Origin of the sequence: Citrobacter sp. MGH104 (assembly GCF_001034485.1) — a bacterium.
Lineage (GTDB): Bacteria > Pseudomonadota > Gammaproteobacteria > Enterobacterales > Enterobacteriaceae > Citrobacter > Citrobacter freundii.
Window position 1 is genome coordinate 1,634,536 of sequence record NZ_KQ089818.1, and the last position, 24,081, is coordinate 1,658,616.

General features: G+C 53.1%; 21 protein-coding genes and 1 other RNA gene. 8 read left to right on the forward strand and 14 right to left on the reverse strand.

The window, feature by feature from the left end; translation table 11 throughout:
- Positions 1-16: 16 nt before the first annotated feature.
- Together ssrS and SK34_RS07605 are read left to right on the forward strand one after the other, a co-directional pair.
- A non-coding RNA gene (gene ssrS, locus SK34_RS23570) (6S RNA) lies at positions 17-200 on the forward strand.
- A 19-nt stretch (positions 201-219) separates the two neighbouring features.
- Positions 220-816 carry a 5-formyltetrahydrofolate cyclo-ligase gene (locus tag SK34_RS07605; protein WP_003026982.1) on the forward strand — a complete coding sequence of 199 codons (597 nt, stop codon included), beginning with the start codon at positions 220-222 and terminating at the stop codon, positions 814-816.
- Positions 817-866: 50 nt separating this feature from the next.
- On the opposite strand, the gene serA is transcribed toward SK34_RS07605, so the two are convergent.
- Positions 867-2,099, reverse strand: a complete 1,233-nt coding sequence (serA, locus tag SK34_RS07610; RefSeq protein ID WP_003026984.1) for a phosphoglycerate dehydrogenase — start codon at positions 2,097-2,099, stop codon at positions 867-869.
- A 271-nt stretch (positions 2,100-2,370) separates the two neighbouring features.
- Positions 2,371-3,030: a ribose-5-phosphate isomerase RpiA gene (gene rpiA, locus SK34_RS07615; RefSeq protein WP_003026986.1), complete on the reverse strand. Its 660-nt coding sequence runs from the start codon at positions 3,028-3,030 to the stop codon at positions 2,371-2,373.
- Between the two features lie 170 nt (positions 3,031-3,200).
- Between rpiA and argP the strand changes: the two genes are divergently transcribed.
- From argP to SK34_RS07640, 5 genes are all read left to right on the forward strand, one after another.
- On the forward strand, positions 3,201-4,094 hold the full coding sequence (argP, locus tag SK34_RS07620) for a DNA-binding transcriptional regulator ArgP (RefSeq protein WP_003026988.1): 894 nt from the start codon (positions 3,201-3,203) through the stop codon (positions 4,092-4,094).
- 232 nt (positions 4,095-4,326) lie between these two features.
- Positions 4,327-6,471, forward strand: a complete 2,145-nt coding sequence (gene scpA / locus SK34_RS07625) for a methylmalonyl-CoA mutase (protein WP_003838245.1) — start codon at positions 4,327-4,329, stop codon at positions 6,469-6,471.
- Entirely contained in the window at positions 6,464-7,459 is a 996-nt protein-coding gene (meaB, locus tag SK34_RS07630) for a methylmalonyl Co-A mutase-associated GTPase MeaB (protein WP_048232762.1), read from the forward strand. The genes scpA and meaB overlap by 8 nt, the downstream gene beginning before the upstream one ends.
- A 10-nt stretch (positions 7,460-7,469) precedes the next feature.
- The gene (gene scpB, locus SK34_RS07635; protein WP_003026994.1) at positions 7,470-8,255 is read left to right on the forward strand and encodes a methylmalonyl-CoA decarboxylase; all 786 of its coding nucleotides are present in this window, start codon (positions 7,470-7,472) and stop codon (positions 8,253-8,255) included.
- A 24-nt stretch (positions 8,256-8,279) separates the two neighbouring features.
- Positions 8,280-9,746 (forward strand): succinyl-CoA:acetate CoA-transferase ScpC, encoded by a 1,467-nt coding sequence (locus SK34_RS07640; RefSeq protein ID WP_048232764.1) that lies wholly within the window; start codon positions 8,280-8,282, stop codon positions 9,744-9,746.
- On the opposite strand, the gene srsR is transcribed toward SK34_RS07640, so the two are convergent.
- The 9 genes from srsR to SK34_RS07680 form a co-directional block, all read right to left on the reverse strand.
- The gene (gene srsR, locus SK34_RS07645) at positions 9,743-10,639 is read right to left on the reverse strand and encodes a LysR family transcriptional regulator SrsR (protein WP_003026999.1); all 897 of its coding nucleotides are present in this window, start codon (positions 10,637-10,639) and stop codon (positions 9,743-9,745) included. The genes SK34_RS07640 and srsR overlap by 4 nt on opposite strands.
- A 123-nt stretch (positions 10,640-10,762) precedes the next feature.
- Positions 10,763-11,509 (reverse strand): oxidative stress defense protein, encoded by a 747-nt coding sequence (locus SK34_RS07650; RefSeq protein ID WP_003027002.1) that lies wholly within the window; start codon positions 11,507-11,509, stop codon positions 10,763-10,765.
- 93 nt (positions 11,510-11,602) lie between these two features.
- Positions 11,603-12,238 carry an arginine exporter ArgO gene (argO, locus tag SK34_RS07655; RefSeq protein ID WP_003027005.1) on the reverse strand — a complete coding sequence of 212 codons (636 nt, stop codon included), beginning with the start codon at positions 12,236-12,238 and terminating at the stop codon, positions 11,603-11,605.
- A 150-nt stretch (positions 12,239-12,388) separates the two neighbouring features.
- Positions 12,389-13,249, reverse strand: a complete 861-nt coding sequence (locus tag SK34_RS07660) for a small-conductance mechanosensitive channel MscS (protein ID WP_003027007.1) — start codon at positions 13,247-13,249, stop codon at positions 12,389-12,391.
- A gap of 126 nt (positions 13,250-13,375) precedes the next feature.
- Positions 13,376-14,308: an HTH-type transcriptional activator AllS gene (allS, locus tag SK34_RS07665; RefSeq protein ID WP_048232767.1), complete on the reverse strand. Its 933-nt coding sequence runs from the start codon at positions 14,306-14,308 to the stop codon at positions 13,376-13,378.
- On the reverse strand, positions 14,226-15,098 hold the full coding sequence (locus SK34_RS23575; protein ID WP_075262637.1) for an oxamate carbamoyltransferase subunit AllH family protein: 873 nt from the start codon (positions 15,096-15,098) through the stop codon (positions 14,226-14,228). Before SK34_RS23575 ends, allS begins: the two co-directional genes overlap by 83 nt.
- A gap of 38 nt (positions 15,099-15,136) precedes the next feature.
- Positions 15,137-16,399 carry a YlbE family protein gene (locus SK34_RS07670; RefSeq protein ID WP_048232768.1) on the reverse strand — a complete coding sequence of 421 codons (1,263 nt, stop codon included), beginning with the start codon at positions 16,397-16,399 and terminating at the stop codon, positions 15,137-15,139.
- A gap of 16 nt (positions 16,400-16,415) precedes the next feature.
- The gene (locus SK34_RS07675; RefSeq protein ID WP_048232769.1) at positions 16,416-18,077 is read right to left on the reverse strand and encodes an acyl-CoA synthetase FdrA; all 1,662 of its coding nucleotides are present in this window, start codon (positions 18,075-18,077) and stop codon (positions 16,416-16,418) included.
- Positions 18,078-18,090: 13 nt separating this feature from the next.
- Complete coding sequence (locus SK34_RS07680) at positions 18,091-19,314, reverse strand: MFS transporter (RefSeq protein ID WP_048232770.1); 1,224 nt, start codon at positions 19,312-19,314, stop codon at positions 18,091-18,093.
- 338 nt (positions 19,315-19,652) lie between these two features.
- Between SK34_RS07680 and SK34_RS07685 the strand changes: the two genes are divergently transcribed.
- Positions 19,653-20,558, forward strand: coding sequence for a carbamate kinase (locus SK34_RS07685; RefSeq protein ID WP_048232771.1), 906 nt, complete (start codon positions 19,653-19,655; stop codon positions 20,556-20,558).
- A gap of 56 nt (positions 20,559-20,614) precedes the next feature.
- Here SK34_RS07685 and fbaA read toward each other — a convergent pair whose 3' ends face one another.
- From fbaA to epd, 3 genes are all read right to left on the reverse strand, one after another.
- Complete coding sequence (fbaA, locus tag SK34_RS07690; RefSeq protein ID WP_048232772.1) at positions 20,615-21,694, reverse strand: class II fructose-bisphosphate aldolase; 1,080 nt, start codon at positions 21,692-21,694, stop codon at positions 20,615-20,617.
- An 88-nt stretch (positions 21,695-21,782) separates the two neighbouring features.
- Positions 21,783-22,946: a phosphoglycerate kinase gene (gene pgk / locus SK34_RS07695; protein ID WP_003027032.1), complete on the reverse strand. Its 1,164-nt coding sequence runs from the start codon at positions 22,944-22,946 to the stop codon at positions 21,783-21,785.
- Positions 22,947-22,985: 39 nt separating this feature from the next.
- Positions 22,986-24,014 carry an erythrose-4-phosphate dehydrogenase gene (gene epd / locus SK34_RS07700; RefSeq protein WP_003027035.1) on the reverse strand — a complete coding sequence of 343 codons (1,029 nt, stop codon included), beginning with the start codon at positions 24,012-24,014 and terminating at the stop codon, positions 22,986-22,988.
- Positions 24,015-24,081 lie beyond the last annotated feature (67 nt).

Genomic DNA, 24,081 nt, shown 5'->3' on the forward strand with positions numbered 1-24,081 from the left:
TGACCGTGAAGACAAAATTTCTCTGAGATGTTTGCAAGCGGGCCAGTCCCCTGAGCCGATATTTCATACCACAAGAATGTGGCGCTCCACGGTTGGTGAGCATGCTCGGCCCGTCCGAGAAGCCTTAAAACTGTGACGACACATTCACCTTGAACCAAGGGTTCAAGGGTTACAGCCTGCGGCGGCATCTCGGAGATTCCCTTCTACCTGGCAACTGCCATGACATTACTTTCTGAACTCCCTTTATCCCGGCAAGAAATTCGTCAACTGATTCGGCAGCGTCGTCGTGCGCTTACCTCCGAACAGCAACGACAATACGGTCAGCAAGCCGCGACCCGAATGCTCAGCTTTCCCCCTGTTGTACTCGCTCATACGGTGGCAGTATTCCTCTCGTTCGATGGCGAACTCGATACCCAGCCGCTAATAGATCAGCTGTGGCGAGCGGGCAAGCGCGTTTATCTTCCGGTTCTTCATCCCTTCAGCGCCGGTAATTTGCTGTTTCTGCACTATCATCCGCATAGCGACCTGGTAACCAATCGCTTAAAGATCCAGGAACCACGACTTGATGTACGTGACGTATTACCGCTGTCACAGCTGGATGTACTGATTACGCCGTTAGTGGCGTTTGATGAATATGGGCAACGCCTGGGCATGGGCGGCGGATTTTATGACCGCACGCTACAAAACTGGCAGCAGCATAAGATCCAGCCCGTAGGCTACGCGCACGATTGTCAGCGAGTAGAAAAGCTGCCTGTCGAAGAATGGGATATCCCGCTGCCTGCGGTGGTGACGCCGTCCAAAATTTGGGCGTGGTAGGAAAACATGGAACATGCGGGCAGGCCAGCAGCCTGCCCGTTAAAAGGAAATCAGTACAGCAGACGAGCACGAATAGTACCCGGGAGGGCTTTCATCGCCAGCAACGCTTTCTCCGCCACATCTTCATCCGCTTCAATATCAATAACCACATAACCTACCTGTGCGGAAGTCTGCAGATACTGTGCGGCAATGTTGACGCCCTGCTCGGCAAAAATCTGGTTCAGCGCGGTCAGTACGCCCGGACGGTTTTCGTGAATGTGCATCAGACGACGACCGCCGTGTAGCGGCAGCGAAACTTCCGGGAAGTTAACTGCAGACAGCGTAGAGCCGTTATCGGAATACTTGGTCAGTTTCCCAGCCACTTCCAGACCGATGTTTTCCTGCGCTTCCAGCGTTGAACCACCAATGTGCGGCGTCAGGATCACGTTGTCGAAATCACACAGCGGCGAAGTGAAAGGATCGCTGTTGGTTGCCGGCTCGGTTGGGAATACGTCGATTGCCGCCCCTGCCAGGTGCTTGGTCGCTAACGCGTCGCACAGCGCAGGAATATCAACAACCGTACCACGTGCGGCGTTAATCAGCAGCGCGCCTGGTTTCATCAACGCAATCTCACGCGCGCCCATCAGATTTTTGGTGGAGGCATTTTCCGGTACGTGCAAACTGACCACGTCGCTCATATTGAGCAGGTCGGAAAGATGCTGCACCTGCGTGGCGTTGCCGAGTGGGAGTTTATTTTCAATATCATAGAAATAGACATGCATCCCCAGCGATTCCGCCAGAATGCCTAGCTGAGTACCAATGTGGCCGTAACCGATGATCCCCAGTTTTTTGCCACGCGCTTCAAAGGAGCCGGTAGCCAGTTTGTTCCACACGCCGCGGTGTGCTTTGGCGTTCGCTTCGGGTACACCGCGTAGCAGGAGAAGCAGTTCGCCAATCACCAGTTCCGCAACGGAACGCGTGTTAGAGAATGGCGCGTTAAACACGGGGATCCCGCGCTTTGCCGCAGCGGTCAGATCAACCTGGTTGGTGCCGATACAGAAGCAGCCAATCGCGACCAGTTTCTCTGCGGCGTCAATCACATCTTCAGTCAGATGGGTACGGGATCGCAGGCCAATGAAGTGGGCATCACGGATGGACTCTTTCAGTTGTTCAGTGTCCAGAGCGCCTTTGTGAAACTCGATGTTGGTATAACCTGCTGCACGAAGGCTTTCGAGTGCTTTTTGATGCACGCCTTCTACCAGCAGAAATTTAATCTTATCTTTCTCCAGTGATACCTTTGCCATTTCCCCGACCCTGTCTTTTTTTGTTCAAACTGATGTGTTGTGTGTGGGATTTTCATCCGCCTCTTCAACATATCAAAAAATAATATTGCGGCAATATGAACGTTTGCGTCGCCGTGCTGAAGAAATGTCATTCAGAGAGAAATGTCAGAGGAAAATACTGGCGATAACTTTTTCTTTGGAGAGATCGGCAGGACAATATTATAAACGTGACACAAGTCACCAAATTTGCCCTGCCAAAATTTTTTTAACGGGAGAAGACACTCCCATCAGATCATTTTACGATAGTTTTCACGCCGTCTGGGGTACCGATCAGCGCGACATCCGCACCACGGTTGGCAAACAGACCGACGGTTACCACGCCCGGAATCGCATTGATGGCGTTTTCCATGGCCACGGCGTCAAGGATCTCCAGACCATGTACATCAAGGATCACGTTGCCGTTGTCCGTCACTACGCCCTGACGGTATTCAGGACGACCGCCCAGCTTCACCAACTGGCGAGCCACAGCGCTGCGCGCCATTGGGATCACTTCAACCGGCAGCGGGAAGTTGCCGAGAATGTCGACTTCTTTGGACGCATCCGCGATGCAGATAAATTTCTTCGCCACGGAAGCAATGATTTTTTCACGGGTCAACGCTGCACCGCCGCCCTTGATCATCTGCATGTGGCCGTTGATTTCATCCGCGCCGTCAACGTATACGCCGAGACTATCAACTTCGTTAAGATCGAACACGTGGATGCCAAGGCTTTTGAGTTTTTCGGTTGAAGCGTCCGAACTGGATACCGCACCTTCAATCTGACCTTTCATTGTGCCCAGCGCATCAATAAAGTGTGCGGCTGTTGAACCTGTACCTACGCCCACAATGGTACCGGGCTGTACATACTGAAGTGCCGCCCATCCTACTGCTTTTTTCAGTTCATCCTGCGTCATGATCGTTTCGCCTGTGGTGTGAATATGGTGGGAAAATTCACGCGCATTATAGAACATTGTGCAGAAAAATGTCCCCACACCCGCTCGCAAGCGGCGGATTTCGTCTTTACCCAACCTAAATTTGTGTCATAGTGCAGAACAAGCAAAATTTTCAGGAGTGCGTCAAAGCAATGAAACGTCCGGACTACAGAACACTACAAGCACTGGATGCGGTTATTCGTGAACGAGGATTTGAGCGCGCGGCGCAAAAGCTGTGCATCACGCAATCCGCGGTTTCACAGCGCATAAAACAGCTTGAGAATATGTTCGGACAACCGCTGCTGGTGCGTACCGTACCACCACGCCCAACCGAACAGGGGCAGAAACTACTGGCGCTTTTGCGTCAGGTTGAACTGCTGGAAGACGAGTGGCTGGGTGATGAACAAACCGGATCGACGCCGCTGCTGCTCTCACTGGCAGTGAACGCCGACAGTCTGGCGACCTGGTTGCTTCCGGCGTTAGCCCCGGTACTGGCCAATTCACCGATTCGGCTGAACCTGCAGGTTGAGGATGAAACGCGCACCCAGGAACGTCTGCGTCGTGGTGAAGTGGTCGGTGCGGTGAGTATCCAACATCAGGCGCTGCCAAGCTGTCTGGTGGATAAACTTGGCGCGCTGGACTACCTGTTTGTTGGCTCCAAACCTTTCGCCGAGCGTTATTTCCCTAACGGCGTCACCCGCTCCGCCCTGCTGAAAGCCCCGGCGGTAGCGTTTGACCATCTTGATGATATGCATCAGGCGTTCCTGCAACAAAACTTCGACCTGCCGCCGGGCAGCGTGCCGTGCCACATCGTTAACTCGTCTGAAGCCTTCGTCCAGTTGGCGCGTCAGGGCACCACCTGCTGCATGATCCCGCACTTACAGATTGAGAAAGAGCTGGAAAGCGGCGAGCTGATCGACTTAACGCCAGGTCTGTTCCAGCGTCGGATGCTGTACTGGCACCGTTTTGCGCCGGAAAGCCGCATGATGCGCAACGTTACCGACGCGCTGCTGGAATACGGGCACAAGGTGTTGCGTCAGGATTAAACCGTTTATTGCTCCAGAGTGCCGGATGGCGGCGTAACGCCTTATCCGGCCGACAAGCCTTTACCCTCTATTCATGCTATTCCCGCCACGTCTTTGAAATAAATCACAAAATCAAACACGCCATGCGGCAAAAAACGACGCCCTGTTGGCTATTTTTTGCTGGCGACAAGCCAAATGAAAAAGCTCACCGTATCCGCAAAGATTCAACTTATTGCGTAATACGGAGCAAAAAATGGCAAACGTGCAGGAGTGGCAAACACTCGCTAATAAAGAACTCAGTCGACGGGAAAAAACCGTCGAATCGCTGGAAAGACAGACGGCGGAAGGAATTGCAATCAAGCCGCTGTACACTGAAGCGGACCTCGATAATCTGGAAGTCACGGGCACTCTTCCCGGCCTACCGCCTTACGTGCGTGGCCCGCGCGCCACCATGTATACCGCGCAGCCGTGGACCATTCGCCAGTACGCTGGTTTCTCTACCGCCAAAGAGTCCAACGCCTTTTACCGCCGCAACCTCGCCGCCGGGCAAAAAGGACTTTCCGTCGCCTTTGACCTTGCCACCCATCGCGGCTATGACTCTGACAACCCGCGCGTGGCAGGCGACGTCGGCAAAGCGGGCGTGGCGATCGATACTGTCGAAGATATGAAGGTGCTGTTCGACCAGATTCCGCTGGATAAGATGTCGGTATCAATGACCATGAACGGCGCGGTGCTGCCGGTACTGGCGTTTTATATCGTCGCTGCAGAAGAACAAGGCGTAACGCCGGAGCAACTCACCGGGACCATTCAGAACGATATTCTGAAAGAGTACCTGTGCCGCAACACCTACATTTACCCGCCAAAACCTTCAATGCGCATCATCGCCGACATCATCGCCTGGTGTTCCGCCAATATGCCGCGCTATAACACCATCAGTATCAGCGGTTATCACATGGGGGAAGCCGGGGCGAACTGCGTCCAGCAGGTGGCGTTTACGCTGGCTGACGGCATTGAGTACATCAAAGCCGCGCTGTCTGCCGGGCTGAAAATTGATGACTTCGCGCCGCGCCTGTCATTCTTCTTCGGCATCGGCATGGATCTGTTTATGAACGTAGCCATGCTGCGCGCGGCTCGCTATTTGTGGAGTGAAGCAGTCAGCGGTTTTGGCGCAAACAACCCGAAATCTCTCGCTCTGCGTACCCACTGCCAGACCTCCGGCTGGAGTCTGACCGAGCAGGATCCTTACAACAACGTGATCCGCACGACCATTGAAGCGCTCGGCGCTACGCTTGGCGGCACCCAGTCTCTGCATACCAACGCCTTTGATGAGGCGCTCGGGCTACCCACCGATTTCTCCGCCCGCATCGCGCGTAATACACAGATCATCATTCAGGAAGAGTCAGAGATCTGCCGCACCGTCGATCCGCTGGCCGGATCGTATTACGTCGAGTCGCTCACCGATCAAATCGTGAAGCAGGCGCGCACGATCATCAAACAAATTGATGAGGCAGGCGGCATGGCGAAAGCGATCGAAGCCGGGCTCCCTAAACGGATGATCGAAGAAGCTTCCGCGCGCGAGCAGTCGCTGATCGACCAGGGTAAACGCGTTATCGTCGGCGTGAACAAATACAAGCTGGATAAAGAAGACGAAACGTCGGTACTGGAAATCGACAACGTGAAGGTACGCAACGAGCAAATTGCCTCGTTGCAGCATATCCGCGCAACTCGTGACACAGATGCCGTCAATGCCGCGCTCGCGGCGCTGACCCACGCCGCGCAGCATAATGAAAATCTGCTGGCCGCCGCCGTTAACGCCGCCCGCGTTCGCGCCACGCTCGGTGAGATCTCCGACGCACTGGAAACCGCTTTTGACCGCTATCTGGTTCCCAGCCAGTGCGTCACCGGCGTGATTGCGCAAAGCTATCACCAGTCCGACAAATCCGCCGATGAGTTCGACGCCATCGTTGCGCAAACCGAACAGTTCCTCGCGGAAAATGGTCGCCGACCGAGGATTCTGATCGCCAAGATGGGCCAGGATGGTCACGATCGCGGCGCGAAAGTGATCGCCAGCGCCTACTCCGATCTCGGCTTCGATGTCGATCTCAGTCCGATGTTCTCCACACCAGAAGAGATCGCCCGTCTGGCGGTAGAAAACGATGTGCATGTAATAGGCGCATCGTCACTGGCGGCGGGTCATAAAACGCTGATCCCGGAACTGGTTACCGCGCTCAAAAAATGGGGGCGTGAAGATATCTGCGTGGTAGCAGGAGGCGTTATTCCGCCACAGGATTACGCCTTCCTGCACGAGCATGGCGTGGCAGCCATTTATGGCCCCGGCACGCCAATGCTCGACAGCGTCCGCGATGTGCTAACCCGTATCAGTCAGCATCATGATTAACGCCGCCACGCTTGAGGATACCGTCCGTCGCTTGCGACTCGGCGAACGGGCAACGCTCGCCCAGGCGATGACGCTGGTCGAAAGCAGCCACCCGCGCCACCAGCCGCTGAGTACGCAGTTGCTGGACGCAATTATGCCGTTCACCGGTAACGCCCTGCGTTTGGGGATAACCGGTACGCCGGGCGCGGGCAAAAGCACCTTTCTGGAAGCATTCGGCATGCTGTTAATCCGTCACGGATTACGGGTGGCGGTGATCGCCGTCGATCCCAGCAGCCCGGTCAGCGGTGGCAGCATTCTTGGCGATAAAACCCGCATGACGGAGCTGTCTCGCGCCGAATCTGCGTTTATTCGCCCGGTCCCTTCCAGCGGTCATTTAGGCGGAGCCAGCCAGCGCGCCCGCGAATTAATGCTGTTGTGCGAAGCGGCTGGCTTTGACGTGGTTATTGTAGAAACCGTCGGCGTTGGGCAGTCAGAAACCGAAGTCGCAAACATGGTGGATTGCTTTATCTCCCTGCAAATCGCTGGCGGTGGCGACGATTTGCAAGGCATCAAGAAAGGTCTGATGGAAATGGCGGATCTGGTCGTCATCAACAAGGACGACGGTGAGAACCATGCCAGCGTGGCCATCGCCCGTCATATGTACGAATCCGCCCTGCATATTCTGCGCCGTAAATATGACGAGTGGCAGCCGCTGGTTCTGACCTGTAGCGCCCTGGAAAAACGCGGTATTGAGGAGGTCTGGCAGGCGATAACCGACTTTAAAACGTGCCTTACTGCCAGCGGTCGACTGGAAAAAGTCCGCCAGCAGCAGGCGGTGGACTGGTTACACCAGCAGGCTGAAGAAGAAGCCCTACATCTGCTGTTTGCGCGGACTGATTTCGACCGCTATTTCCAGCAGACGCTACAGGCCGTCAAAAATAACGATCTGTCGCCGCGCACCGGTCTGCGGCACATCAGCGAATTTATCCAGCATCATTACTTTCAATAAAGAGAACATTATGTCTTATCAATACGTCAACGTGGTCATCATCCAGAAAGTCGCGGTTATTGAGTTCAATTACGCCCGCAAGCTCAATGCCCTGAGTAAAGTGTTTATTGACGATCTGATGCAGGCGCTGAGCGATCTCAATCGTGCGGACATTCGCTGCATCATTCTGCGCGCTCCGAGTGGAGCCAAAGTTTTCTCCGCCGGGCATGATATTCATGAACTCCCGACCGGACGTCGAGATCCGCTCTCCTATGACGATCCGCTGCGTCAGATAACCCGCATGATCCAAAAATATCCAAAACCGGTGATCTCTATGGTTGAAGGCAGCGTCTGGGGCGGCGCATTTGAGATGATCATGAGTTCCGATCTGATCATCGCCGCTGAAACATCCACCTTCTCGATGACCCCGGTCAACCTCGGCGTGCCGTATAACCTGGTCGGCATCCACAACCTGACTCGCGACGCCGGTTTTCACATCGTGAAAGAGCTGATCTTTACCGCCTCACCTATCACCGCTCAGCGTGCGATGGCCGTCGGGATCCTCAACCATGTGGTTCCTGTAGACGAACTGGAGGATTTCACTCTGCAAATGGCGCACCACATCTCGGAGAAAGCGCCGCTGGCGATCGCCGTCATTAAAGAAGAGCTGCGCGTACTGGGTGAAGCGCACACCATGAATTCCGATGAGTTCGAGCGCATTCAGGGCATGCGCCGCGCGGTGTACGACAGCGAGGATTATCAGGAAGGGATGAACGCGTTTATGGAAAAACGTAAACCTAATTTTGTCGGCCATTAATCACGTCTGAGGAAGGAGACGGCCATGAAACGGATGAGCGCCGAACAGGCGGCAGAAATTATCCAGCACGATGATATGGTGGCGTTTAGCGGCTTTACCCCCGCGGGTTCGCCAAAAGCGTTACCCACCGCAATTGCCCAACGCGCCTGCGAACAGCATCAGAACGGACAGCCTTTTCAGATCCGCCTGCTGACCGGAGCATCAATTGGCGCCGCCGCTGATGATGTACTATCCGCGGCGGATGCCGTTTCCTGGCGTGCGCCTTATCAAACGTCATCGGGCCTGCGCGAGAAAATTAATCAGGGCCAGGTGAGGTTTGTCGATCTCCACTTGAGCGAAGTGGCGCAAATGGTTAATTACGGCTTTTTTGGCGAGATCGATGTTGCCGTCATTGAAGCCTCAGCCATCGCGCCGGATGGCCGGATTTGGCTGTCCAGCGGTATCGGTAATGCCCCCACCTGGCTGCTGCGGGCGAAAAAAGTGATCATTGAATTGAATCATTACCATAATCCGCGTGTGGCGGAGTTTGCCGACATCGTGATACCCGGTGCGCCGCCGCGGCGTAACAGCGTACCCATTTTTCATACCATGGATCGCGTAGGCAGTCAGTGCGTACAGATAGACCCCAAAAAGGTGGTTGCGGTGGTGGATACCGAACTGCCCGATGCAGGAAATGCATCGGATAAAACCAATCCGGTCAGCCAACAAATTGCCGATAACGTAGTCTCTTTTCTGCTGGCAGAAATGGCGCACAAACGCATTCCAGCTGAGTTTCTGCCCTTACAAAGCGGGGTGGGCAATATCAACAACGCGGTAATGGCTCGACTGGGCGAGAACCAGGATATCCCGCCCTTTATGATGTATTCGGAGGTGTTGCAGGAGTCGGTTGTGCATCTGCTGGAAACGGGCAAGATTAGCGGTGCCAGCGCCTCCAGCCTGACCATTTCAGCCCCGTCGCTACAGAAGATTTACGACAACATGGACTTCTTCGCCAGCCGGATTGTGTTGCGCCCGCAGGAGATCTCCAATAACCCGGAAATCATTCGTCGGCTGGGGGTTATTGCGCTCAACGTCGGTCTGGAGTTTGATATCTACGGTCATGCCAATTCCACGCACGTTGCGGGGGTGAACCTGATGAACGGCATCGGCGGCAGCGGGGATTTCGAGCGCAACGCCTACCTGTCTATCTTTATGGCGCCGTCGATTGCCAAAGGCGGGAAAATCTCAACCATCGTACCGATGTGCAGCCATGTCGACCACAGCGAACATAGCGTTAAAGTGATCGTGACCGAACAAGGGATTGCCGATCTGCGTGGGTTATCTCCGATGCAGCGGGCGCACACAATTATCAATAACTGTGCGCATCCGCTTTACAGAGATTACTTGCACCGCTATCTGGAGAAAGCGCCCGGCGGGCATATCCATCACGATCTCAGCCATGCGTTCGATCTGCATCGCAACCTTCTCGAAACAGGCTCGATGCTAGGTTAACTTGCACTACCGTCACGATCTTCAGCAATATGCTGGAGCATGGTGGCGGTATACCGATGATTTTTCAGCGAATAGAGAAACTCCTGCATATACATGGGACTGCCGGGCGCGTCGAAATATTTCAGCGTCGACGGGTTCACCAGCCGCCAGGCGAAGTGAGGGATCACCGTCAAAAACTGCCCGCGCTCCACAGCGCTAATCTTGGCCATAAAGCTGTACGGACGATAGATAATCGTCGGGTTGATCCCGCAGGGTCGCATGTATGCATCCAGCATCGCCTCAAAGTTGGCGCGATTCTGGAAGCGCATTTGCAGCCAGGGCAGCTCGCGCAGCAGATCCTGCGGCTGTTTTTCTTCATAGCGTCGGGAAACGAGAAACCCCAGACGCAGCGGAGGCAGTTCGCTGATCGCCAGATTTTCCAGCTCCTGCACGCGGGGGGAAACGTGCTGCGGCGAGATAATAAAATCCAGTTTGCGATCAAACAGGTTATCAATCACCCCATTCTCGCTGAATTCAACGGCCTGAGCCGTCACACCGTCATACTTGTCACCAAGGCTAATCAACTGGTCAAAAATAATCGTTGGGTAGGTATTGTCGATGCCGATAACAATTTCCCGCGAGCGGCGAGAGGCGTTATGGATTTCGTTATCAATGGCAGAGAGACGCTGATAAACGGGAAACAGCTTCTGATACAGTTCCTGTCCGGCTTTATTCAGGCTGATGTTGTTATCTTTGCGGGTAAACAGCGTATAGCCGATTTGATCTTCCAGTGCAGCAATGCTTTTACCGAAGGGCGATGCGGTCATATGTATTTTTTCTGCCGCTCTGGCGATGTTATTGGTTTGCGCCAGCAGAATGAAATTACGCATCTTTTTCGAGATAAAAATATCCATAGCGTCCCCTTAAAAATCGCTATGGCCTATCCTCATTACGGCGAAAAAAAAGACCGGATGTGAAGTCTCATTTTTACAGTTGCTCACAGAAAAAACCCGGCTGGAAAGCCGGGTCTGCAACAATTACTGAGTTTTGGCTGGAGTTGCAGCTGGTTGCCCCGCCGTCGGCTCAATCTGGAAGACGACATCAACCTGATCGTCAAACTGAATAACCGGCTGTTCGTAGGTTTCCTGAGCAGAAGCAGCAGGTGCGGCATCTGCCTTCATCATCCGAACCATCGGGCTAGGCTGATAATTGGAAACGTGGTAGCGCACGCTGTACACCGGGCCAAGTTTGCTATTGAAGCCCGCAGCCAGCTGTTCAGCCTGATGAATGGCATCATCAATTGCCGCTTTACGCGCTTTATCTTTGTAAGCATCCGGTTGGGCAACACCAAGCGATACCGAACGGATCTCATTCAGACCAGCCTTCAGCGCGCCATCGAGCAGAGCGTTAAGTTTGTCCAGCTGGCGCAGCGTGACTTCAACGGTGCGCACCGCACGATACCCTTTGAGGATACTTTTACCGTTCTGGTAGTCGTAATCCGGCTGGGTACGCAGGTTTGCAGCGCTAATGTCTTTCTTCGCTATCTGGTTCTGTTCAAGGAAGGACAGATATTGCGCCACGCGCTCATCGGCCTGCTTCTTCGCTGAAGCCGCATCCTTGGCAGCAACGTTCACTTCAATTGCCAGCGTAGCGATGTCTGGTGTCGCATCCACGCTTGCTGTTCCGGAAGTCACGATGTGCGGTCCATTTGGCAACTCATTTGCCTGTACCGATAGTGCGCTGAATCCGACTAATGCCGCCAGGGCCATTATTTTGAACTTCACGGTCGTTCCTCCATGTTTCAATAATTACCCCGAAACTCAGGGCACATGCAGGCAAGCTTAGACGATCTCGCTCCGTTGTCCATCAGACAACACTTAGTTGAACAACGCATGAACGTGCGCAACACCTTCTTTTGCCAGTTGAAAAGCAATAAACCACATCACTAATCCTACCAGCGTATTGATGATGCGCTGCGCTTTAGCAGTGCGCAGACGCGGAGCCAGCCAGGCCGCCAACAATGCCAGACCGAAGAACCACAGGAACGAAGCGCTGACGGTTCCCAGCGCAAACCAGCGCTTCGGCTCAACGTCCAGTTGCCCCCCCAGACTCCCCAGCACCACAAAGGTATCCAGGTAAACATGGGGATTGAGCCATGTCACCGCCAGCATGGTGGCGATGATTTTCCAGCGCCCCTGCTTCATCACCTCGGCACTGGCCAGTTCCAGATTACTGCTCATCGCCGTTTTTAACGCCCCGAAACCGTACCAGAGTAAAAAAGCCACCCCACCCCAGGTGACCAGCGCCATCAGCCATGGTGACTGCATCAACAAGGCGCTACCGCCAAAGATCCCCGCACAAATCAGCACTAAATCGCTGATAGCACAGAGTAAAGCAATCATGATGTGATACTGGCGGCGAATGCCCTGGTTCATCACGAAGGCGTTTTGCGGACCAAGCGGAAGAATCATGGCCGCACCAAGTGCAAGCCCTTGAAAGTAATACGATAACACGTTAATCATCCCGAACTGTTTCTCTTAGGAGCAGACTATAGCGCGGGGAAAACATTAGCGGAAATGGATAATTTTAATCGCAGATTAGGGAAATTAATGGAAAGAAAGTTTTTATCGGCCCGGAAAGCAAAAGCGCCTCCGGGCGCGTAATTACTCTGCCGCGCGCTCTTTCACACGCTTGAAGTTCACATCCATCTGCGGATACGGGAAGCTGATGCCGTTGGCATCGAACTCGCGCTTAATGCGTTCCAGCACATCCCAGTAGACGCTTTGCAGATCGCTGCTGTTGCTCCAGACGCGTACCACAAAATTAATTGAGGAAGCCCCCAGCTCATTCAGGCGTACCGTCATTTCACGGTCTTTAAGAATGCGATCTTCCGACTGAATGATATCAGTGAGGATTTTTTTCACCTGATCGATATCGGAGTCGTAAGCCACGCCGATAATAAATTCGTTACGACGAACCGGCTCACGAGAGAAGTTAATGATGTTCCCGGCAATAATTTTACCGTTCGGGATCACTACAATCTTACCGTCAACGGTACGCATGGTGGTGGAGAAAATCTGCACGTTGAGCACGGTTCCAGCCACGCCGCCGAGATCGACATACTCACCCGCACGGAACGGACGGAACATTACCAGCAGGACACCTGCGGCGAGGTTGGACAGCGAACCTTGCAACGCCAGACCGACGGCTAAACCTGCGGCACCGAGAACGGCGATCACGGAGGCTGTTTGCACCCCAACGCGGCCCAGAGCGGCAATCAGCGTGAAAGCGATAATACCGTAACGCACCAGTGCAGAGAGGAAGTCGGCAACAGTGGCATCAATTTTACGCGCCAGCATCAGGCGGTTAACGGTATTTGATACAATGCGCGCCACGATCATACCGATAATGACAATCGCGATGGCCGCAACGATGTTGACGGCATAGCTCAACAGCAGTTCCTGGTTGCGCACCAGCCAGGTGCCCGCACCGTTTATGCTGTCGACAACATTCAAATCTTCCATTTAGTATTCCTTGGTCATGTCAAAAAAATTCATGAGATCATTCTCACAAAAACACTGTACTAAAGGTAAACAAAAAAGACCGAACATGCCATTTTTCAACATGATCCAATAAAAGCATTCGTAAATTCAATGCTCAGTTGGTTGATCAATCATCCGCAAGAACCCGCTGACCAGTGAATCTTTCTGCTTAAAGATTTCGGCAATTTCACTGACCACCTTTCCGCTACCTGCATTCTTCCAGGCGATAGAGAGCGGTGACGGTTGGCGTGGATTGATTACCTCACGGGCAATCAATGCTCCAGACTCAACATAAGGACGACACATCCTCTCCGGTAAAAAACCGACGCCAAGGCCGCTTAAATGACAGGCCAGCTTGGTGCTAAGATCTGGGACTTTTATCTCCTTTTGTCCACTAAGCAACCAGGCGACCCGACGCGTGAGGGTACGTGAGGTATCTTCAATATTAATCGCTGGGTATCGACGTAGCATATCATCTGACAGTACAGACGCGGGGTGGAGAGCCAAAGGATGATTCTGCGCCACCACAAACTGCCAGCTGATATCACCGAGCGGCAACAGAGAAATATTATTGGATAGCGACTCCGAACCGGTAACGCCAATCGCTAACTGGAAATCGTCATACAACAGTGAATCCCAGACGCCCATATAAACCTGCCGGGAAATCTGGAATCGGGTAAAGGGGAATTGTTGATGCAGCCAGGTCAGCAAATCCGCTGTGGTTTGCGGCTGATATAGCAAATTATTGATTACAATATTCACCTGCCTTTCAACGCCCGCATTGATTTGCTGAAGTTCATCCGGCATCGCATCCAGCCAGTTGAGCCACTGTCGACAATGCTCAAGCAAATGCTGTCCGGCCAACGTCAGGCTGACAGTGCGCGTGGTGCGCATGAAGAGCTGAGTCCCCACCTGCTCCTCAAGCGTTTTGATACGATAGCTGATCGCCGCTGGCGTTTTATGGAGTGAGCTGGCTGCGCGGGAAAAACTCTCCGTCTCCGCAACCCAAATAAAAGTGCGTATTGTTTCCTGATCGAGCATGCATTCTCCTTGGATCGTTCCTCTGTAACCACTGTTGAGCTATTGCTATCCCTAGCAATATATCTGCTCCCGAGGTATGACCAACAGCAAGCAGATGCGCAATTGCAAAATAAGACTCACGCCCCGGTTGTAAACCGCGTATGACCTTCTGCACTGATGTAGAAAACTCTCCCACTCTGGCGCTGTTCAAATAGCTGCAACTTACTGATGTAGTGAGTTTTGCCAGCTGAGCCCCCGGAGGTAAAAAATACTGAAGTTGCTCAGAAAACCCTGCGGCATACAGTACGGCCAGCATGCCAGTCAGCATGTCATCACCGCTAGGCGTCAGCCCAGGTCCACATCCGATCAGCCAGCTCCAGTCGGGGGTCATGCCGCAATACCAACAATCAAGCTGCTTAATAATCTCAGAATAGTGCGACATCGTGTGAAGCGGTTGATTTAGCGCTCCACAGAGGCCACTGTGTTGCGTACAAAAAGAGAGGTCGACAGGGGCAATGGCGATGGAGTTCATTGGCAATTGCAGTATGCGACGCGGGCAAATTGTGATGTTTCTCCCTCGCAGGATATTTCCTTGTTTGCTTAGCCATTCAATCTGAGCCACGTGGGGAAACTGCGCGGTACTCAGCAATACGGCTGTCGGCCCCATCCCTTTTCCGTGGCGAAGCAACGTCAATAACGCCCCCTCAGGACGCCAAAAGTTAATCGCCTGCGAAAAACGGCTATGCCGTCTCCATTCGCCATCGGGAAGCCGATAAAACCCGGCGCAGGCTAGAGCATAAATTGTCTTCATTTGTAATACTCAGGGGCGGTTTTGCCGCCCCTTCAATATCAGGCGGTGATGTGATGTAGTTCGGCCAGAGCTTCAAGCGCTTTTTCAAAACAGAGCAGCGGTGCGCGTACGGTTCCCGCCCCCACCTGACCAATCCCCGCATCTTTATGTGCGATGCCGGTGTTAATCAGTGGCGTAATCCCTGTTTCGACTACACGGCGGACATCCAGCCCCAGACATGCCCCTTTGAAATCCCATGAGGGGATCTGAAACAGCGGGTTGTTGGCAAGATAAATCTCCGCCATCTCTTCTGAGGTTTCCAGCGCCGCGCCCATACCACCCGCGCCGACGAAGCGCGTTACGCCCGGCGCCGCAATCATTGCCGCACCGCCAATCCCTAATGTTTCCGTGATGGCGCTGTCGCCGATATCCGGATTCGCATCAGCCTGGCTATAGCCGGTAAAGAACAAACCCTGCGGCGTATTTACCGGCGCGGTAAACCAGCGATCGCCGGTTCCGCTCACGCGAATGCCGAAATCACGACCATTACGCGTCATAGCGGTGACCACCGAGCCTGCCTTAATTTCCGCCGCGGCATCCATCACAGCTTTACTGTAGGCCATCGCCAGGTTGAGGAAGAACTGGTCAGTGACGCTCAGGAATTGCAGCACTTCAATGATTTCCGTCTTCGGACGATCCAGGCCAGCGATCACCGGAGAGAGTGTACGCAGTAACAGAGAAGAGGCGGCAATATTACGCTGGTGGAACTCATCGCCCATGGTGATGGCCTGCGCCATCATTGCCGTCAGATCGACGCCGTTTTCCATCTGCGAGAGCGCTTCCTGTAGTACTGGCGCCAGCGTGTCGCGCATCCAGCGCAAGCGCTTTTGCACGTCATCACCGTAGGCGCCAAAACGCATCACTTTGCCAATACCTTCATTGAGGTTGCAGCAGGACTGGTTACCATGCACCACGTCACGCACCACCAGCACCGGCATATTAGCGGAGGTGATTCCCCCCATCGGACCTACCGCACCAACGTGATGGCAAGGGATAAAATCAACCTCACCCTGCTCCAGCATCCGCACGGCATCTTCTTCCGTCACCGCCCAGCCTTCAAACAATGATGCGCCAATGCAGGCTCCGCGCATTGGGCCGGTCATCTCTTCCCAGGCGATCGGCGGACCAGCGTGCAATAATTTGCGTCCAGAAGACAATTCGGCCACCGCTTCTTTTGCAGGGCGCACAGCAACCCAGTGGGGACGCGCGGCTTTAATTCGTTCGATAATGGCTTCGTTGGCCTGTGCAATAGATGAATACATATCCGTACCTCTGAACTTAGTGTAACTGTTTGAGTAAACTGGCAAGACGGGCGTTGCCACCGGCAACAGGCGCCCACTGATAATGCACAACCGGCGTACCGCTGCTTTGCAGATCCAGCGCAAAGCTGCGTAATCCGGCGTTAATGACCTGTACGCCGTCAAGGAGTGCGCTATGGGATGCCGGGATGCTACGTTCCTGGTTATGTGTCAGGTTGACGGCGAGTAAAACTGCCTCTTCCAGCGTTTCTACCACCGCTATCCCAGCCTCGCGAAGTATCTCCGCCTGCCCACTGCGCCCCTGCGGATCGGCATCGGTTCCGGTCAGAGTGGCAATCACCACCAGCGGGGCGGCACGTTTGGCCCGCACCGACTCTACCGCCTCAACAACCGCTCCAGCCGGGTCAGCACAAGCGCCATAGCCCAGCACCACATCCAGAAGCAGTACGCCCACATCCGGCAACGCGGCCAGTTTTTCGATCTCAATACTGCGAGTCGTCGGGTCAATCATCGGATGCGGTCTGCCCAGGGTGTAGCTGTCGTCCCCGAGGTCGACAATACGATGGCCTCCGCCTTCCAGCATCACTCCCTGGTCGTGGCTTTCGCTAACGGGTACTCCCAGCCCGGCAGAGAGCAACATAGCGGCTTCAGCTGCCAGCGTGCCGCCAGCATAAAGGCCATAAATACCTTTACCTGCTACTTCCGGTTGAATCTGTCTCTGCTGCGCCACACGCATCAGCAATACCGCCAGTTGCGCAGCATCAGAAAGTGAATTCGCCAACCAAACGTTACCTTCGCGACGCTGCTCCTGCTTGCTTCCCAAAAACAGTGCGACAACCGGTTTACCGACGTTTTGCATTGCGGCAATAATGCGGGTTCGCACCTGCGGCGACGGCGGTTTGGAGACAAACGCAATCACCTGCGTGGCATCATCCGTAGCCAGCATCTCCAGCGCAGTCAATGCGCTGATACCACCAACATCGGCACTCAGGTCGCGACCACCCAGACCAATAGCGTGACTCACACCCTGCTGGTGTAGCGCAATCTGCGAAGTAATTTCCTGAATCCCAGTACCTGACGCGCCAATCACGCCAATCCCACCTTCAGGGAGTACGTTAGCGAAAGCTAATGGGCTGCCGGCTATCATCGCCGTTCCGCAGTCTGGCCCCATGACGAGAAGCCCGCGCTCGCGTGCCAGCGTTTTCAGCTCAACTTCTTGTTCCAGCGGTACGTTATCGGAAAAGAGCATCACGTTTTTGTTGGCCAGCAGCCCCTCTCTGGCAACGGACGCGGCATACTCCCCTGCGACCGAAACCAGCAACAGATTAGCCTGAGGCAATTTCTGACACGCACTTTCGAAGCGGCGTGCTTTAACCAGTTGATGCGAGCTCCCAGACGCACTGGCAATCGCGTTCAGCTCTTTTTCCAGTTGCTCACGGATCAAATCCATTATCCCAGGCTCTTCGCCTTCAGTTCGGACCGCGACGCAAATATCGTTTGGGGTGGCGTCAGCAAAGTCGTCGTGCCAGAACCCTGTGGAATCCAGCATCGATTTATTGGCTGGCGTTCCCATCATGACTGAAACCTGATCAACTTCCGGGCGTTCACTAAGTTTTCGGGAAATGATCATCAGGCTGACGGAATCCTGAAAACTTCCCTTTTTAATAAAGGCGTAAATCATTACCGCTACCTCTTTATGTGCGTTTTTCTTTTAAAAACAGCATTGCAACTAAACCGATAGCCAGCAGAACGGCTGAAACATAGAAACTGGAAGCCAGGCTTCCGGTCATATCACGTGCCGCGCCGGCAATAATGGGGGCCAAAATAGATGAGCTCATGCCGATGAAGTTAAATAAACCAAATGCAGTACTGTAATTATTTTCATCCACACTGTCGGCAACCAGAGCGACCAGTACCGGATCCAGTGCCAGTTTACCCACCAGACCATAGACACACAGTGCAATGATTACCCCTGTCATATTCGGCATCCAAATAATTGACAGCATGCTGATAATCGCTACCGGCACCAGAAACATAATTAATGGTTTTCGCTTGCCTAATTTGTCAGAAAGGCTGGAGAATAACAGCGCTCCGGGAATTGAAATCCAGGCCACCAGCGAAGAAATAAACCCGGTTTCGCTACCGGCAATACCACGTTCATTTTGCAAATAATAGGGAAGCCAGGTCAGGATCACGAAGAAACCGAACAGGCTACAGAACACCATTATATAAGTAATAATTAAGTTACGATTTTTAAGCAGGTCACTGAACTTACCTTTTTTCACCGGCGCGCCATCAACATCTGCGGTACGTTTCTTCTCTTTTACGAATAACCAGATCGCCACCCCAACCAACACCGAGGGAACTGCCATTGCATAAAATGGCATGCGCCACGAATAACCTTGATCGTATACCAGCCAGCTTGAGGTCATCAAACCCAACGCAATACCAAAGGCCATACCACTGTTGATGATCGCACTGCCAAGAGAACGATATTTCTTCGGGATCTGCTCGGAAGAGAGACCGTATTGCGGACCGTAGTAGGTTCCTTCACCAGCCCCCGTTACCACACGGGCAAATAGCAACGTATACCAGCTTTTCGCCCAACCAGTAACCGCGGTGAAAACACCAAATAGAATAAATCCTGGAACCAGTACTTTTTTCTTACCAATTTTGTCGCCCAGAATTCCGGCTGGAACCTGAAGCAAAGCATAAGAAAAATAGAACACGGAATTAAGAATACCTAACTGTGTGCCGCTTAAACCAAATTCCTTTTCTAATTCGCCCATCACCGGATTGAGCACCGTACGGTCGGCGTACATAAAAATCCATCCGAGCCAGAATAGGAAAACGGTGACCCACCAGGCCGGTATTCCCTTTTTCTTTGTGGCCTCAGCCACTTCATATGAACCAGACATAAGCAATCTCCCGGTAATAATTACCGCTGAATACCCCATGTTACCTGACACGATACGTGAGGTTTGATGTTTTAACTGCGCCTACCTTATCGGGGTAAAAATGTATTTCATTTGAACAAAGTCACACAAAACCCATTGTTATAAATTCCTAGGAACTGACCACAGCATTATTAAAAAAAGTCTAATAATCATTTTCAAAGCAATTTAAATAAAGAGACTGAGATCATCATTAATTATCGAGTTATTTTTGTAGATATTTTACTTGTCGCTCCCATCACATAATAAAGGTAATAAAACGTTATTTTGACCGCGAGATAATTTGCATAATGAGGTCATCAATGAAAAAGAGAATTGTCATTGCTCTTGGCGGTAATGCGTTATTACAGCGCGGAGAAATTTTGAGCGCAGAAAACCAGCGGCGGAGCATTCAGGTATTTGCTGAGATGGCAGCCGAATTAGCCCGTGACTATCAGTTGGTCATTGTTCATGGCAACGGCCCTCAGGTTGGCCTGCTGGCGCTACAGAATGCAGCATACAAAGAATCCCCAGCCTGGCCGCTGGATATTCTGGTCGCGGAAAGCCAGGGAATGATCGGTTTCGCTATTACTCAGGAACTGGCGTCATCCGCGGGCAACTCTCCCGTCACAATGCTGATGACCCGGGTTGAGGTGGATCCGCAGGACGAAGCCTTCTCAGTTCCCGGTAAGTATATTGGCCCCGTGTATCAACCGGATCAACAGGCAGAGCTGGAAGCATGCTATGGCTGGCAGATGAAAACCGATGGGCAATATATTCGCCGCGTGGTTCCCTCACCGACTCCGCTGAAAATTATCGATAGCGACGCCATCCGTACGCTGATGGATGCGGGACATACGGTTATTTGCTGTGGCGGTGGCGGTATTCCGGTTATTGCACAGGGTGATGGTTACCAGGGAACCGAAGCGGTCATTGATAAGGATTTGACCGCTGCCGTATTGGCACAATCCATCAACGCTGACCATCTGCTGATTCTGACGGACGCCGATGCCGTTTATGAAAACTGGGGAACACCGCAGGCGCGTGCGCTACGACATGCCACCGTTGAGGAACTTACGCCATTTGCCGCGCCTGATGGTGCGATGGGGCCTAAAGCGGCGGCAGTGATGCAATTTGTCAAACAGACAGGGAACGCGGCATTTATCGGCGCCCTGAAAGATGCCCCGCAAATTCTGGCCGGAGAAAAAGGCACCTGCGTGACAAAGTAAACCGAGATGAAATAAGGCTTCCCGGAGGAAGCCTTATATGTCATTAGCAGACTGAATTACAGAACGTCAACCGCGTTCAGTTCTTTGAAAGCCTGTTCCAGACGGGTGATCATGGTTGCCTGACCAGCACGCAGCCATACGCGCGGATCGTAGTATTTCTTGTTCGGCTGATCTTCGCCTTTCGGGTTACCCAACTGGCCCTGCAGGTAATCTTCGTTTGCTTTGTAGTAGTTCAGAACGCCTTCCCAGGTAGCCCATTGGGTATCGGTGTCGATATTCATTTTCACTACGCCGTAGCTTACGGAGTCTTTGATTTCCTGAGCAGTAGAACCGGAACCGCCGTGGAAGACGAAGTTCAGGCTGTTGTGCGGCAGGTTATGTTTCTTAGAAACATAGTCCTGAGAGTCGCGCAGGATGGTCGGGGTCAGAACGACGTTACCCGGCTTGTAAACGCCGTGTACGTTACCGAAGGAAGCTGCGATGGTGAAACGCGGGCTGATTTTGCTCAGCTCGGTGTATGCGTAATCAACGTCTTCCGGCTGGGTGTACAGTGCAGAAGCGTCCATGTGGCTGTTGTCCACACCGTCTTCTTCGCCACCGGTGCAACCCAGTTCGATTTCCAGAGTCATGCCCATTTTGGACATGCGCGCCAGGTATTTGGAGCAGATTTCGATGTTCTCTTCCAGAGACTCTTCAGACAGGTCGATCATGTGAGAAGAGAACAGCGGTTTGCCGGTTGCTGCGAAGTGTTTTTCACCCGCGTCCAGCAGACCGTCGATCCACGGCAGCAGTTTCTTCGCGCAGTGGTCAGTGTGCAGGATAACCGGAACACCGTAGTGTTCAGCCATCTGGTGAACGTGATGCGCGCCAGAGATAGCACCCAGGATTGCAGCGCCCTGAGGAACGTCGGACTTCACGCCTTTACCCGCGATGAAAGAAGCACCACCGTTGGAGAATTGTACGATTACCGGCGCTTTAACTTTTGCAGCAGTTTCCAAAACGGCGTTGATGGAGTCGGTACCCACGCAGTTAACAGCTGGCAGAGCAAAGTTGTTTTCTTTAGCTACCTGGAAAACTTTCTGTACGTCATCACCAGTGATTACGCCTGGTTTTACGAAATCAAAAATTTTAGACATTTTACGAGTCCTGTATCTTCGGCCTTGGAAAGGGCGCGCGCCCTAAAGCGCGCTAAAATAAGGGCAGGTTTCCCTGCCCATTAAATTCTTACTTTTTAGCACGCTCTTCGAGCATGGCTACTGCTGGCAGTACTTTGCCTTCCACGAATTCGAGGAACGCGCCGCCGCCAGTAGAGATGTAGGAGATTTTGTCAGCAATGCCGAACAGGTCGATTGCTGCCAGGGTGTCACCGCCGCCTGCGATAGAGAATGCTTCGCTGTCTGCGATGGCATTAGCAACGATTTCAGTACCTTTGCGGAAGTTCGGGAATTCGAACACGCCAACCGGGCCGTTCCACAGAATGGTTTTCGCATTCTTCAGAATGTCAGCCAGCTGCTGTGCAGAAGCGTCGCCGATATCCAGGATCTGCTCGTCTTCTTTTACATCGCTAACGGATTTCAGGGTAGCCGGTGCGGTTTCAGAGAATTCAGTCGCTACGCGAACGTCGGTCGGAACCGGGATGTCGCAAGTGGTCAGCAGACGCTTAGCTTCGTCAACCAGGTCAGCTTCGTACAGAGATTTACCCACGTTGTGACCTTGAGCAGCAACGAAGGTGTTCGCGATACCACCGCCAACGATCAGCTGGTCAGCGATTTTTGACAGAGAATCAAGAACGGTCAGTTTGGTAGAAACTTTAGAACCACCAACGATAGCAACCATCGGACGAGCAGGTTCTTTCAGTGCTTTACCCAGTGCATCCAGCTCGGCAGCGAGCAGCGGACCTGCACAAGCGACATCGGCGAATTTACCGATACCGTGGGTAGACGCCTGCGCACGGTGAGCAGTACCGAAAGCGTCCATAACGAATACGTCGCACAGAGCAGCATATTTTTTGGACAGCGCTTCGTCGTCTTTCTTCTCGCCTTTGTTGAAGCGAACGTTTTCCAGAACAACCAGTTCACCGGCAGCGACTTCAACGCCGTCCAGGTAATCTTTTACCAGGCGAACCGGAGCAGACAGTTTGTCTTTCAGGTAGTTAACAACCGGCAGCAGAGAGAATTCTTCGTTGTACTCGCCTTCGGTAGGACGACCCAGGTGGGAAGTTACCATCACTTTAGCACCTTGTTTCAGGGCCAGTTCGATGGTTGGCAGGGAAGCACGGATACGCGCATCGCTGGTTACTTTCCCTTCTTTAACTGGTACGTTCAGGTCCGCACGGATAAAAACGCGTTTACCAGCCAGATCCAGATCGGTCATCTTAATTACAGACATGGTGAATCCTCTCGTTGATTCATAAAGTTTTGTCGACGCTCAAGCGTCGAGCCTGAAACCAATAGCAGCCATCGCTAACGTCGTATCGAGCATACGGTTAGCAAAGCCCCATTCATTATCACACCAGACCAGCGTTTTGATCAGGTGAGCGCCACTCACGCGCGTTTGCGTACCATCAACGATGGCGCTGTGCGGGTCGTGGTTAAAATCTACTGAGACCAACGGTAATTCCGTATAGTCAACTATACCATGAAATGCACCTTGTGCTGCTTTTTGCAGCAACTGGTTGACTTCACTAGCTTTTACTGGTTTTTTCACCGTCACGCTTAAGTCGATCGCCGTCACATTTATGGTCGGTACACGCACCGCTATCGCTTCAAAACGATCGTTAAACTGCGGGAAAATTCGCGTGATGCCCGCCGCCAGTTTGGTATCAACCGGAATGATCGACTGGCTGGCCGCTCGCGTGCGACGCAGGTCAGGATGATAAGCATCAATAACCTGCTGATCGTGCATCGCGGAGTGGATCGTGGTGACGGTACCAGACTCAATGCCGTAAGCATCATCCAGCAATTTGATGACGGGTATTATGCAATTCGTGGTGCAGGAGGCATTGGAAACGATCCGGTGCTCAGCGCGCAGCTGATCCTGATTAACGCCAAACACAACGGTTGCGTCGATGTCGTGACTACCAGGATGTGAAAAGAGCACTTTCTTTGCGCCGGCGGCAATATGCGCCTCGCCGTGTTCGCGGCTGCCGAAGACCCCCGTACAATCCAGCACAACGTCGACACCCAGTTCGCGCCACGGAAGCGCATCGAGCGTTCGCTCATGCAGAATGCGGATCGCGTCATCGCCAACGATGAGCTGGTCTCGTTCCTGACGAACATCCCAGGCAAAACGCCCATGGCTGGTGTCATATTTCAACAAATGCGCCATGCCTGCAGCATCCGCCAGTTCGTTGATTGCCACCACGGTGATTTCCGCCCGACGCCCGGATTCATACAAAGCACGAACCACGTTGCGTCCGATGCGACCGAAACCATTAATCGCTACGCGTACGGTCATAGGTCCCCTGCAAGGATTTCTCAGAAACGATGTGGCAGACAGAGTAATGCAGCAAATCGCTCAGGGA